The sequence below is a fragment of the Myroides pelagicus genome (assembly GCF_009711055.1).
Taxonomy (GTDB): Bacteria; Bacteroidota; Bacteroidia; order Flavobacteriales; family Flavobacteriaceae; genus Flavobacterium; species Flavobacterium pelagicum.
Window position 1 is genome coordinate 91,228 of the sequence record NZ_WMJY01000002.1, and the last position, 14,290, is coordinate 105,517.

10 protein-coding genes are annotated in these 14,290 nt (G+C 34.8%); 4 read left to right on the plus strand and 6 right to left on the minus strand.

The genetic code is table 11. The features are described from left to right. Positions 1-78: 78 nt before the first annotated feature. The 5 genes from GJV77_RS15025 to GJV77_RS01490 all read right to left on the minus strand — a co-directional run bounded on the left by GJV77_RS15025 (position 79) and on the right by GJV77_RS01490 (position 7,315). On the minus strand, positions 79-978 hold the full coding sequence (locus GJV77_RS15025; RefSeq protein WP_162521550.1) for a helix-turn-helix domain-containing protein: 900 nt from the start codon (positions 976-978) through the stop codon (positions 79-81). Positions 979-1,078: 100 nt separating this feature from the next. Then, complete coding sequence (locus GJV77_RS01475; protein ID WP_155034584.1) at positions 1,079-4,258, minus strand: efflux RND transporter permease subunit; 3,180 nt, start codon at positions 4,256-4,258, stop codon at positions 1,079-1,081. Between the two features lie 22 nt (positions 4,259-4,280). After that, on the minus strand, positions 4,281-5,345 hold the full coding sequence (locus GJV77_RS01480) for an efflux RND transporter periplasmic adaptor subunit (RefSeq protein ID WP_155034585.1): 1,065 nt from the start codon (positions 5,343-5,345) through the stop codon (positions 4,281-4,283). Between the two features lie 25 nt (positions 5,346-5,370). Further along, the gene (locus tag GJV77_RS01485) at positions 5,371-6,699 is read right to left on the minus strand and encodes a TolC family protein (protein ID WP_155034586.1); all 1,329 of its coding nucleotides are present in this window, start codon (positions 6,697-6,699) and stop codon (positions 5,371-5,373) included. A gap of 16 nt (positions 6,700-6,715) precedes the next feature. After that, positions 6,716-7,315, minus strand: coding sequence for a TetR/AcrR family transcriptional regulator (locus GJV77_RS01490; RefSeq protein ID WP_155034587.1), 600 nt, complete (start codon positions 7,313-7,315; stop codon positions 6,716-6,718). Positions 7,316-7,941: 626 nt separating this feature from the next. Here GJV77_RS01490 and GJV77_RS01495 point away from each other — a divergent pair. Together GJV77_RS01495 and GJV77_RS01500 are read left to right on the plus strand one after the other, a co-directional pair. Next, the gene (locus GJV77_RS01495; protein ID WP_155034588.1) at positions 7,942-8,919 is read left to right on the plus strand and encodes a polyprenyl synthetase family protein; all 978 of its coding nucleotides are present in this window, start codon (positions 7,942-7,944) and stop codon (positions 8,917-8,919) included. Between the two features lie 60 nt (positions 8,920-8,979). Next, positions 8,980-9,324: a hypothetical protein gene (locus GJV77_RS01500; protein ID WP_155034589.1), complete on the plus strand. Its 345-nt coding sequence runs from the start codon at positions 8,980-8,982 to the stop codon at positions 9,322-9,324. 61 nt (positions 9,325-9,385) lie between these two features. Here the strand turns inward: GJV77_RS01500 and GJV77_RS01505 are convergent, their stop codons facing one another. Next, the gene (locus GJV77_RS01505; protein ID WP_155034590.1) at positions 9,386-9,961 is read right to left on the minus strand and encodes a hypothetical protein; all 576 of its coding nucleotides are present in this window, start codon (positions 9,959-9,961) and stop codon (positions 9,386-9,388) included. Positions 9,962-10,077: 116 nt separating this feature from the next. On the opposite strand from GJV77_RS01505, the gene GJV77_RS01510 reads away from it, so the two are divergent. After that, positions 10,078-12,849 (plus strand): 2-oxoglutarate dehydrogenase E1 component, encoded by a 2,772-nt coding sequence (locus GJV77_RS01510; protein WP_155034591.1) that lies wholly within the window; start codon positions 10,078-10,080, stop codon positions 12,847-12,849. 50 nt (positions 12,850-12,899) lie between these two features. After that, positions 12,900-14,120 (plus strand): 2-oxoglutarate dehydrogenase complex dihydrolipoyllysine-residue succinyltransferase, encoded by a 1,221-nt coding sequence (gene odhB, locus GJV77_RS01515; RefSeq protein WP_155034592.1) that lies wholly within the window; start codon positions 12,900-12,902, stop codon positions 14,118-14,120. The last annotated feature ends 170 nt before the right edge of the window (positions 14,121-14,290 follow it).

Sequence of the window (14,290 nt, forward strand, 5' to 3'; positions counted from 1 at the left end):
TTATTTTTCTATGAGGTAAGTAGAGATTTAAACGTTTTAATTTGTTATAAAGACGTATTTATACTAAAACCTTCTGAATTAATATTGCTTGTTTTTGAAGTCTGTAGGTGTTGTATTGGTATGCGTTTTAAAGAATTTACTGAACATTGATAGATCGGTGAAGTTCAATTCTGATACAACTTCAGATACTGTTGTCTTTGGATTTTTTAGTAACATTTTAGCTTCGAGTATTATAGTTTCAGAAATAATATCTTTAGGCGTTTTATTTAATACTTCTACAATTACCTTTGTTAAATGTTTTCTACTGATGTATAAGTGGTCTGCATAGAATTGTACACTTCTCTCTTTCTTGAAGTGTGCTGATACGAGATATAAAAATTGCTTTGAAATCTCATCTCTACGTATAGGTTTATCTGTTTCTTTTTTGAGGATTGTTTTCCCGTGAAACTCTCCGATTTCATACATTAGAATGCAAAAGTGATGAAGCACTTGGTTTTTAGCGAATAAGTGATCACTATTGTAGCTTAATTTTTTAAGTTTGAACAAGTGGTAGTTTACCTCTTTTAGACAAGAGCGGTTTAAGGATATTATTTTAGGGTATTGGGAGGATAAGAATTGAACTAAGCTATTTGCTTTTAGGTGAAAGCCCGCTTCTAAGATCATATCAGGATCAATAAAAATGGTCTTGACGGCAAAGTCCTTAGAACAATTTTTAATTTCAAAAAATTGCTGGGTTAGAACAATTAGTAAATCTCCTTTTTTGATAATCTGTGGTTCTAAATTTACTGTGACTTCGCATTGTCCTGCTGTTACTAGTATCAATCCAAATGTTGTAAATTGATAAGGTTTATTTACTACGAAATATTTACTGTGTTTCGGACCAATGTCTAGGATGACTAGGCGAGGATCCGTAAGCACATTGATATAGCGTTTGGCTATGTCCTGATGGGTGTAAACTTGTATATGTGATCTAGGCACTGCTTGAGATTATTTAGGTTGTTCGTTTCTGTAAATAGACAAAAAAGGGAGATAAAAATACTAGTTTTATCCCCTTTTTTGATTGTATTGTTACAACTTCCTAGTTGTGTTTTTTTGGTTCAAATTCGTCAACGTAATCTTTGTTTAGTGTATACTCTTGGCTGATTAGGCTTGAATAATCAATAGGTTCTTTTTTACCAAAGAAATTGCTAATCTTGTCAAAGATGTAATAAACTATAGGAACAATTACCAAGGTTAAAAGTAATGAGGAAAGTAGCCCTCCTATAATTACAATGGCTAGTCCATTGTTCATCTCCGCTCCCGCACCATCTGCCAATGCAATTGGAATCATACCGATAACCATAGCTATCGTTGTCATTAAAATAGGACGTAACCTAGCGTGGTTAGCTGCAATTAGAGCATCGTGTACACTATCTCCCGCTTGAACGCGATGGTTAGCAAAGTCAACTAACAAGATGGCATTTTTACATACTAAACCAATCAACATAATAATTCCTAAAATGGTAAATATGTTTAATGATATATTAGTAAGCGCCATAGCTAGTAGGGCTCCAATGAACGATAGAGGAACTGAAAAGATTACAATAAACGGTTTACTGAAACTATCGTATAGTGCTACCATTACTAAGTAAACTAAGATGATTGCTGCTAATAAAGCTATTCCAAGTGTTCCAAAACCTTCTTGTTGATCTTCCATAGATCCAGACCATAAATAATTAACTCCTGGTTTCTTTTCTAGTGTGTCAAATTTTGATGTCCACTCATCAGCGATAGCTCCTGCAGAACGTCCGATGGTTTGTGATTTAATAGTTACTGACGGTGTTTTATCTCTTCTTTCAAGGACAGATGGCCCTGAACTATAAATTACTTGTGCAAATTGTTGTAATTTGATTTGTTGACCCATTGCATTTGTGAACGTGATATCTTTGACATCGTCTATTGTCCTTCTAGCATAATCCTGAAAGCGTATGTTAATGTCATATTCATATTCTCCTGCTCTAAATTTACCATCAGTGTTTCCGTTAAAGGCAGTTTGCATGGTCATACCGACAGTATACATATCTAGTCCTAGTGCTGCCATTTTATCTCGATCAACTTGTACATTGATTTCTGGACTTCCTGTTTCAGCAGTCAGCTTAACTTCCATTGAACCTGGTATCTGCTCCAAGAGTTCTTTTGCTTGAATGGCAAAGTCCATGGCGTCATCTATCGTTGATCCCGTTACTGTTAGTGAAATAGGTGCTTCCTCAGCTCCCATCATTCCCACGGGTACTGTTTTTACTTTTGCATTAACAACAATTGGAATTAGTTCATTCTTCAATTTAGCTGCATAAACAAATGAGTTTTCTTTACGCAATTTCTTGTCAGTTAGTATAACTTGTATCTCTGATTTGTATTTTGTCGCTTGAATACCTCCATACCCTTCTGATGATTGCCCTACTGTAGTGATCATGTCAACTATTTCTGGTTTCGTTCTTAGGTAAGTTTCTACTTCTTGTGTTAGCTGGTTTGTTTGCTGAACAGATGCGTCTTTATCTAGTTCTAACTGTACTAAGAACTCGCCTTTATCTGTTTTTGGGAAAAAGTCAAACCCTATGTATCCCATTGGCAGTAATGCTATAGATACAAAGAAAGATATTCCTACTACAATGATTACGATAATTGTATTTTTAGTTGATTTTAATGACCATACAAGTAAATCTGATATACCGTGTGTAAAACTATTTAACCCTTTTTCAAATCCATGGATAATCTTACCAAAAAAAGATGTTGGCTTGATTACTTCTATTTTTCCAAATCTAGAAAACAACCAAGGAACAACGGTAAAGGACACTAATAAGGATAGCATGGTGGCTATAATTACAGTAACACAGAATTGTTTAATAATGTTCGGTACTAATCCTGACGACATAGCTATAGGGAGAAATACGACAACGATTACTAAGGTAATTGCTGTAACTGTAAAACCTATTTCTTTTGCACCATCGTAAGAAGCGCGAACTTTGTTTTTTCCCATTTCCATGTGGCGGTGTATATTTTCAATTACCACAATAGCATCATCTACTAGGATACCTACTACTAGTGAAAGGGCCAATAAACTCAGTAAGTTTAGTGTATAGTCAAATAAGTACAATCCTATAAATGTAGCTACTAAGGATAAAGGTATTGCTACCATTACGATTACTGCATTTCTCAAACTATGTAAGAAGAACAACATTACAAAAGCTACTAATACGATCGCCAGGAATAAGTCAAACATTACTCCATCTGCTGCCTCTAAGGTAAAGTCAGAGGTGTCATTGGCAATATTAAAATGTATATCTGAATCCGCATAGTTCTTTTCTACTTCTGTGATTGCCTGTTTGGTCAATTGACTTACAGATACTGCATTTGCATCTGACTGTTTGATCACTTGCATTAAGATCGTTGATTCTTGATTGAATCGAGCTATTTTCTCTATTTCTTTGATCCCGTCTTGTACGTCTGCGATTTCTCCTAGACGGATATCTATTCCTCCTTGAGAAGCGATTACTAGATTACGCATCTCTTCAATATCTTTGTATTTACCTGCTAGACGAATAATGGTCTGCTTGTCATCTGTCTTAACATTTCCTGTTGGGAAATCAAGGTTTGAAGCTAATATTACTTGCTGTACCATTGGCACATTTAACCCATAAGCTTCTAATCTTTTTGGGTCAAGTAAAACTTGTATTTGCCTTTCTTCTCCTCCTATAAGGTCTACTTTTGCTACTCCATTAATACGTGAAAAAATTGGTTGAATCTTTTTGTCTAATAAATCATAGAGCTCTTTTTCACTTAAATTACTCGTGATACTCAAGGTCATAATCGGTAAATCACTCAAAGAGTATTTTTGAAGTGAGGGTGGATCTACGTCCTTTGGTAAGTCTTTTAGGATTGCATTAATTTTTCGTTGTGCATCATTCAGTGAAAGGTCAGCGTCAGCATCAGAGTTTAGGTAAATCATAATGGTTGATAGACTTTCGAATGACATCGCTTCTACTTTTTTTACATTTTCAAGGGAAGCGACTGCATCTTCTATCTTTTTTGTAACGGTGTTTTCTATTTCTGAAGGTGATGCTCCTGGGTAGACGGTTGCTACTGTAATTACGTTAATTTCAAATTTTGGAATTAACTCGTAACTAAGGTTTTTGTAACTAAATATTCCCCCAAGTAATAGCGCAATAAACATTACGATGATTATACTTGGACGTTTTATAGAAATTTCTGCTATTTTCATATTTAATGCTTGTTGATTGACATTAGTCAATGATTGTTATTGGACTATTATCACTTAGATTGATTTGTCCAGATGTAATAATTGTCTCTCCTGCTTTCAATCCATCAAGCACCTCTACTAGGTCTCCAAAATTTCTTCCAGCGACAACTTTGGTTTCGATTGCTTTGCCATTTTTTGCTATAAATACTGTGTTCGAACTAACACTTCCAACGAAGGCATTTCTAGGAATTAACAATAAAGGAGTGTCTTGATCTGCACTAGCATCAAAATATGCTGAACCATACATTCCAGCTCTTAGTTTTGCTTTTTCATTGTTGTTTTCAACGAGTAAATCTACAGGATAGTTTAATGTAGCATCAGCTTTTGGCGCAATAAATGTTACTTTGCCTTGAAAATCAATGTTCGGTAATACGCTAGCTTTTATTTTGATAATATCTCCCTCAGTTAGCGTAGCTACATGACTTTCATCTACATTGACTCTTAGTTTTAGTCTTTGTACATTTACTATGTCAAACATTGGCACTCCTGGACCTACGAAAGTTCCTATTTCAATGTGCTTTTTATTTATAATTCCATTTATAGGTGCTTTGACATTAGCATTACTAGCTGTGATTTTTGCGGAATTCAAATTCGCCTCAGCATTTTTAAGCATCATTTGTACTTGATCAAGTTGTTGTTTAGTTACACCTCCTGTATCATATGCACTTTCAAATCTCGCTGCATCTGCTTTTGCAGTAGCATAGGCAGAAGTTGCGTTCTGTAGTTGTACATTGATTTGATCGATGTTTACACGTGCTAAGATTTGCCCTTGTGTAACTTTTTGTCCTTCTTTTACAAATATTTGAGTTATTCTGCCTGGAGTTTCTGCAGAGACTATTACTTCATGCTCTGGCAAAAAGTTACCGTTAACTTTGTATTGCGTATCTGTTTTTTGAAGTGTTGCTTTTTGTGTTCGGACACTTACTGTAGCACTCTTTTGTGCTACAATTGCTGTTTCTTCAGCGTTTTTGGCTTTATTGTTATTTAATATATATACGGCTCCACCAATTAAGAAGAGAACGACTAAGGCTGTAATTATTTTTTTCATTGGAGTTCTTTTTTCTGATGACTATCTATTCTGCTAAGGTTGATAGATTACCCTTTGCTTTTATTAATTGAATTTCTGCTAGTTTGAAGTCTAATAGTGAATTGGTATAGTTGTTTTCTGCTTCAGTAAATGCATTTTCGGCATTTAGAAGATCTGTTAGTGTAGCTAAACCATGCTTATAGTTGTTTTGAATGTTTCCTAAAATACTTTTAGCTAGTGTTACATTTTCTTTTTGAATATTGATTGTTATTAATGCATTCTCAATACTCTTTTGTGCATTTCTAAAATCTAGATCAAGTGCTTGTTTTGTATCTGCTATTTGTAAGTCAACCTTCTTTAATTCGACATTTACCTGTTTTACTTTTGCTCTTGTTTCAAAACCGTTGAATAATGGTATTTTTAGACTTACCCCTACTACTGCATTACTCGTCCAAAAAACGCCTTCACTTGGTTTGCCTCCCCATACAAAATCATCGCCAAACCCTTGGTAGCTCATTGTTCCAAAGGCAGCAAGGGATGGATAGTAGTCTGCTAGTGTTGCTTTTTTCTTGTAGTAGAGTAAATCCTTTTGTTTTTCTAATAGGTGTAATTCAGTTCTATTGTTTACATCATTTTCTGCCAATACTATTGATTCATCTATTGTGAATGTATTGTCTGGAAAATTTAGATCTGTATCTAAGGGCATTCCCATAAAAAACTTTAATGCATTTTGTTGAAGTTCAACTGCATTCATTACTTGCTGTTTTTTAGCTTGAAGATTACTCAGTGCTACTGTTGTTCTGTCTAAGTCTATTTTAGTTGCTAATCCATTGGAATATAACCCCTCAATGATTTCCTTTATTTTTGTTGTACTATTTATTGTTGTTTCAAATGTTCTAAGCATTTCTTTAGTTTGGAAAACTTGGTAGTATGTCGTCGAGACTTTTTCGATGATTTGCTCATCCGTCAGCTCTTTGTTTATCACATAGAATTCCTTTGCTGTGCGTGCCGCTTTTAGTCCCATGAATACAGCTTGATTGAAGAGTACTTGGGTTAAGGTTGCTGAAGCTTGTGAATTCCACTCTTTATTGAAGGGGATCATTTGTGTTTGTCCTCCCATGGTCAAGGGCATTTCTTGAATTAGGGGGTTGTTTGTCAGATTTGCTTCTACGTTGAGATGAGGTAAGGCATTAGCTCTTACTTCTTCTATCTGATATTGACTGTTTTCGATATCAAGTGAGGCTTGTTTTGCCTCAGCTTTATGTTCTAAAGCATACTGAAGTGCCTGTTGAAGGGTTAGTTCGCTCGACTGGGCCGAAGTATAGGTGATACCTCCTATTAAGAATAGTAAACCTATGTATAGGTGTTTGTACATCTTTTTGATTAATTATTTATAGTTCTTTTTTTAGTTTTAGAAACAAGGCTCTTCCTTCTTCTGTTGCAATACTTCGAATGAAATATTCAAGGTGTAAGGCGTGTAATTCTGAGTAAGCATATTCAGACTCGGGAAAGTAATCTAGATCTTCTACTGCAATCAATGATGCGATGTGAAAACGCGAGATAAAGTCTATGTCTATATCTGCTCGATAAACTCCTTCTGTAATTCCTTTTATAATGTTTGCCTCTATTAATTTGACATATTTTTTTTCATGAAATACCTTTTGTTTGTGTGCTAACTTTGGGTAGTATTTTGACAATTGGTAGAAACAGCCTGTTGAGTCAACCAAAAGCAAATCATTAATTTTTTTATGTGCATTTAATAACTCTGGAATTGCCTCTTGATTTAGTGATAAAGTTGTCTCTAATAGCTTAAGAAAATTTGCATTTATACTCGCTAAGCTTTTTTCAATTAATTCTGGTTTCGAGCTGTAATGTTGGTAAATGGTTTTTTTTGAAATGGCTAAGTCATTAGCAATATCATCCATCGTTACGGTTTTAAATCCTTGTTTTAGAAATAATTCTGTTGCTTTTTCTAGTATTTTTTTATCCATTATTCTATTGTTTTGTAGTACAAATATAGTTAGGAAACTTTTTCTCTGTAGAAGTTTTTCTGTTTATTTATGAAAACTTTAGCAAATATTATTGTTTCTGTTTTATTGTAATAAATTGATAGTTAAGTAAATATGTTGTGTTTTGATGGAAACTTTTTAGATGTATTTAGTTTCTTTGTTTGTAGGTGACTATTGAGAGAGTGGTTTAATTTGGGAGTTTTGATTTTGAATAAGGTGATGATATTCTGTCTTACTGTTTATTTTAAATAAGGGATAAGTCATTAGAACTATTGACCTGTTGGAGGTGGGGAGGTTTGCATTGGATTTTTTTTCGTTTTTTGATGGTTTCTAAAGTTATAGGGAAATCATCAGAATGTGATTAGGACATGGTCGGGATATTTTTAGCTTAAATATCCTGACCATATCCCAATCACCTCTCGATCATATCCCGACCATTGAAAAAAGGAAGTCGGATCATTTTGGATGACATTACTACGTTAGTTTGTTAAAATGATTTAATTGTTATGTATCTCGATGTGTTTCAGTAGAAATAAAGTCAGAAATAAGAGGTGTGTATAAGTTATGAACTTCCGAAAAAACACGTATTTTTACGAAAATTTTAAAAAATGCAATCAATAGTAAAATATAAAGAGCAAATAGCAGAGTTTATTGATTCTATTTCATTGACAGGTACTCCAAAAGAACTATACGACCCGATATCATATATATTATCACTAGGAGGAAAACAAATTCGTCCAGTTTTGACTTTAATGGCGGCGGATATTTTTGGGATAGATTCTAGAAAGGCAATTTATGCGGCTACAGCGATTGAGCTGTTTCACAATTTTTCATTAATGCACGATGATATTATGGATGATGCTCCACTGAGACGTGGACATCAAACTGTTCATGAGAAATGGAATGTAAATACAGCTATTTTATCTGGAGATGCCATGCTAATTTTGGCATATCAATATTTTGAAAATTATGAACCAGTTATTTTTAGAGATTTGGCGAAGCTGTTTAGTAAAACAGCGATAGAAGTATGCGAAGGTCAGCAATGGGACATTTGTTTTGAAGAACGCAATGATGTTGCGATTCCAGAATATATTCAGATGATTAAGTTTAAGACAGCTGTATTAGTTGGTGCTGCACTTAAAATGGGTGCTATTGTAGCAGAAACGACTGAGGATAATGCAAATAAAATTTATGACTTTGGTTTAAATTTAGGAATTGCTTTCCAATTACAAGATGATTATCTAGACGCTTTTGGAGATGAGGCTACATTTGGAAAGACGATTGGAGGAGATATTCTTGAGAATAAGAAGACGTACTTATATCTGAAAGCTTTGATTAATGGTACAGATGCACAAAAAGAAGAGTTAGAGAAGTTTTTTTCAACGACTAGTTGTAACGACAAACAAGTTAAGATTAATCGCGTTAAGGAATTATTCGTTGAAACTAAATCAGCAGAAGATTCTCAAAAACTGATCGAGGAATATACTTCAATTGCATTGAGGTTATTAGATGAAATGGATATTGCAGAAGAGAAAAAAGAGCAATTGCGTATCTTTAGTAATGAATTGATGAATAGACGAGTATAACGGATCGAAAAATAGTATTTTAGAAATTTATTGAAGACATTTGGTCGTAAATAGTAGTTTATGCAAGAATTGGTAACTTTTATTGAAGAGCGAGTAGTAAAAAAGGATTTTTTCGAAGACTTGGTTTCTCAGATACAAAAGGACTTTCAGACAGCTGTTGATGTAGATATTGTTTTTACAGCTTCTACACCTGAGGTTTTAGTAAGTCAAGTGGAAGGAGAATTACACCGCGTAATAAGTTCGACTACGGTGTCTCGATTTTCTAATTTACTTTATCGAATTGATGTTCCTGAAAGCGATGTGAAATCAATTTCAGGGGTTGATATTCAGGAGTTTGTTCGTCAAATTACGTATTTAATTATCAAAAGAGAATTTCAAAAAGTATATATACGCAAGACGTTGTAAAATAAAAACACCAATCCCAAAATGGTTTGTGATTGGTGTTTTTTACTTTTATAGAATTGATTTAAAAGTACATTCGTACAAATGGCATATATGCACTTCCGTAAACCATGTCTTTTTCTTTAAAAAGGACATTGTATCTAATGCCAACAGTAACAGGACCACTACTATATCCAATTCCTAAGAATAACGCAGTATTCCAGAAGTTAGCCTCTCTTTTTTCTGCATCTTTATAGGTATAAGTATTGTTTACTCTTAATTGCTCTAATTCAGCAGAGAGTTGAAGTTGAGGGATTGGGTTGGATAGGGCAATCAAGCTACCTCCATAGATCCAAGATTGATACTCTCGGATTGAATTATAGTAATAGCCTCGGTCCTTACTCTTAATGTAACTGCCTTGTAATCCAATACCTGCGCTAAAATAAGGGTTGAATTGGTACAAAGCACTAGGAGCTATCATAAGGTCAGTATAGCCACTTCCGATTCCTAGCCCAAAGCCTCCTCCGAATTTCCAATTTTTATTAAAATCATAATTTTTTGCTTCATTTTCCTTTTCTTGTGCGATAATTGAAATGCTATTAGTTAAAAAAAATGAAATTGTCAAAAAAAAGGGCATTATGTTAGTAGAATATCTTTTCATGTTGTGGGAATTTAGTAGAATAGTGTATAAAAATAAGTAAAAGTTTGTACAATTGTCATATAAGAGTTGTATTTTTGTAGTTATAATATTTAAACAAAAGGTCTTTAGACGAAATTATGGATAGATATTCCTTTTTAAATGCGGCTCACACAGCATTTTTTGCAGATTTATATGATCAATATTTAGAAAGTCCAGATAGCGTAGAACCTAGCTGGAGAGCTTTCTTTCAAGGATTTGACTTTGCAAATGAATACAACGATGGGCCTGTTGAGCAGTTATCGCAAGCTTATACATCAAGTAAGAGTGTTAGTGGAGATAGTTCAGCGCAGTTAGGGCAAATTCAAAAAGAATTTGCTGTATTAAGATTAATTGACGCATACAGAACTTATGGGCATTTATTGACTAAAACAAACCCATTAAGAGACAGAAATGTAGAGCATCCAGATTTAAGTTTAGAGAAGTTTGGTCTTTCTCAAGCAGATTTGAATGTTAATTTTGAGGCTGCAAAAACTATACAACTACCAACTACAACATTAGGGCAAATAATTGCTCAATTAGAGAAAATTTACTGTACCACATTAGGTATTGAGTACAAGTACATCACGAATGAGTCGACTGTACAATGGATTCAAGATCACTATGAAGCTACAGAAGCAAAATTTGATAATGAAGAGAAAAAAGAAATCTTGCACAAGTTAATTGAAGCAGTTTCTTTTGAAAACTTCTTAAACACAAAGTACGTAGGACAAAAACGTTTCTCATTAGAGGGGCTTGAAGCTGCAATACCAGCGATGGACTTCTTGATGGATGCTGCTGCTGAAAAAGGGGTAGAGGAAATCGTGGTAGGAATGGCACACCGTGGTCGTCTTAATGTGTTAGCAAACGTATTCAAAAAGCCAGCACAAGATATTTTTGCTGAGTTTGATGGTAAAGATTATGATGCAGTTGAAGGTTTTGACGGTGATGTTAAATATCATTTGGGACTTACTTCTACTCGTAAAACTCGTTCTGGTAAAAACATTCACGTTAATTTGACGCCAAATCCTTCTCACTTAGAGACTGTAGGAGCTGTTATTGAAGGTATTGCTCGAGCGAAGCAAGATACTGTTTTTGTCGATCAACCAGCTAAAGTATTACCTATCGCTCTTCATGGAGACGCGGCTATTTCAGGACAAGGTATTGTTTATGAAATTGTTCAAATGGCTAAATTAAGAGGATACAATACTCAAGGAACTATCCACGTGGTGTTGAATAATCAAGTTGGTTTTACTACAAACTATACTGATGGTCGTTCGTCAACGTATTCTACAGATATTGCTAAAGTAACTCAATCTCCAGTATTGCACGTAAATGCTGATGATACTGAAGCGGCTGTAAGAGCATTCTTATTTGCATTGGATTATCGTATGCACTTCGGAACAGATGTGTTTATCGACTTAGTAGGTTACCGTAAGTATGGACATAATGAAGGTGATGAGCCTAAGTTTACCCAGCCAATTCTTTATAAATTGATCTCTAAACATCCTAATTCTCGTAATATCTATAACGCTAGATTACTTGAAGATAAGATTGTTGATGATGCATTTGTAAAGTCATTAGAACAGCAATATAAAGATGTATTGGAGCAGGAATTATCAACTTCTCGTGAAGGAGAGTTCGCTAAAGTGAGAACTTTCATGGAAGAGAATTGGGAAGGATTCCATATTGCTGACCGCGATAAAATGGTAGCTGATTACGATACAAAAATTTCTAAAGAGGAATTAACAAGTATTGCAGAAGTTATTACCGAATTGCCAGGTGATAAGAAATTTATTAATAAAGTTAAGAAGCTTATCGGAGACAGAAAAACGATGTTCTTCGAGAAAGATGCTTTAGATTGGGCGATGGGTGAGTTGTTAGCTTATGGATCTTTATTGACTGAAGGGTATGATGTACGTATGTCAGGACAAGATGTAGAGCGTGGTACTTTCTCTCACAGACATGCTGTTGTGAAAACAGAAGATACTGAAGAGCCAATTATCTTACTTAATCAATTAAAAGAGCAAAAAGGTAAATTGAGAATTTTCAATTCTCTTTTAGCAGAATATGCTGTTTTAGGATTTGAGTATGGATATGCATTGACTAATCCAAATACATTAACAATCTGGGAAGCACAGTTTGGAGATTTCTCTAATGGTGCTCAGATTATGATGGATCAATATATTTCTGCAGCTGAAGATAAGTGGAGTAACCAAAATGGTATCGTGATGTTATTGCCTCATGGATATGAAAACCAAGGTGCTGAACACTCTTCTGCTAGATTAGAGCGCTATTTACAGTTGTGTGCTGAAAGTAATATGTTCGTTACGAATATTACTACTCCAGCTAACTTCTTCCACTTAATGAGAAGACAAATGATTACTGACTTCAGAAAGCCATTGATCAATATGTCTCCTAAGAGTTTATTAAGACATCCTGCTGCTGTATCATCGATTAGTGAGTTTACAGATGGTAAGTTCCAATATGTGATTGATGACGCAAATGTAAATGCTGCTGATGTTAAGTCTGTGGTATTGTGTAGTGGTAAGTTTTACTATGACTTGGTAGCTAAGCGTGAAGAATTAGGACGAAAAGATATTGCTTTTGTACGTATAGAGCAGTTGTTCCCATTGCCGATTGAGCAGATTGCAGAAGTATTCGCGAAGTATACAAATGCAGATGACTATGTATGGGCACAGGAAGAGCCTAAAAACATGGGAGCGTATAGTCATATGTTGATGAACTTTGATTTGAAACCATTGCGTTATGCAGGTAATCAAGCATTTAGTGCGCCAGCTTCAGGAAGTTCAGTACGTTCTAAAAAACGTTACGCTGAGGCAATCGCAAAAGTATTCGACAAGAATTTATAAAGAAAAAAAACGTATTTTTACATAACAATATTTAAATAAAGCAAATACAGATGAGCATCTTAGAAATGAAAGTTCCTTCACCAGGTGAGTCAATTACTGAAGTGGAAATCGCTACTTGGTTAGTAAAAGATGGGGATTACGTTGAAAAAGACCAAGCTATTGCTGAAGTAGATTCAGATAAAGCAACTTTAGAATTACCAGCTGAAGAAAGTGGTATTATCACTTTGAAAGCGGAAGAAGGTGATGCAGTTGCTGTAGGTCAAGTAGTATGTCTAATCGATATGAGCGCTGCAAAACCTGCAGGAGGTGCTTCAGTAGAAGCTAAGCCAGCTCAAGAGGCTCCTAAGGCAGAAGCTCCTAAAGTAGAAGCAGCTCCAGCTGCTGCAAATACTTATGCAACAGGATCAGCTTCTCCAGCAGCTAAAAAGATTTTAGATGAGAAGAATATTAATCCAGCTACAATAACTGGTACTGGAAAAGATGGTAGAGTTACTAAAGAAGATGCAGTAAATGCTAAACCATCTATGGGTACTCCAACAGGAGGACCTAGAGGTGAAGAGCGTAAGAAAATGTCTATGTTACGTCGTAAAGTTGCTGAGCGTTTAGTTGAAGCTAAAAATACGACTGCTATGTTAACTACTTTCAATGAAGTTAACTTAACAAATGTAAACAAATTAAGAGCTGAGTACAAAGAAGCGTTCAAAGCGAAACATGGTGTTAGCTTAGGATTTATGTCTTTCTTTACTAAAGCTGTTACTCGTGCTTTAGCATTGTACCCAGATGTAAACTCTATGATCGATGGTCAAGAGCAAATTAAATATGACTTCGCTGATATCTCTATCGCTGTATCAGGTCCTAAAGGATTAATGGTACCAGTAGTGAGAAATGCTGAGTTATTATCATTCCGTGGTGTAGAAGCTGAAATTAAACGTTTAGCTCTAAGAGCACGTGATGGTCAAATTACTGTTGACGAAATGACAGGAGGTACTTTCACTATAACTAATGGTGGTGTATTCGGATCTATGTTATCTACTCCAATTATTAACCCTCCTCAGTCAGGTATCTTAGGAATGCACAATATCATCGAGCGTCCTATAGCTGTAAATGGTAAAGTGGAGATTCACCCAATGATGTATGTAGCGTTATCTTATGACCACAGAATCATCGATGGACGTGAGTCGGTAGGTTTCTTAGTAGCTGTAAAAGAGGCGTTAGAAAACCCAACAGAATTATTAATGGATAATAATCCTAAGAAAGCTTTAGAACTTTAGTAGTTTTAGACTTTAGAAATAGATTAGACGGCAACTGTTTTAGTTGCCGTTTTTTTGTTGTATAGTTGAGGTTTTTCGCTGTCTTTAATAGGTCTGAGGACTATAAGGAGATATTTATTGTGATTTTAAGTTGTTGTGCGTTAGTGATTTGTGTAACTAGTTGATTATTA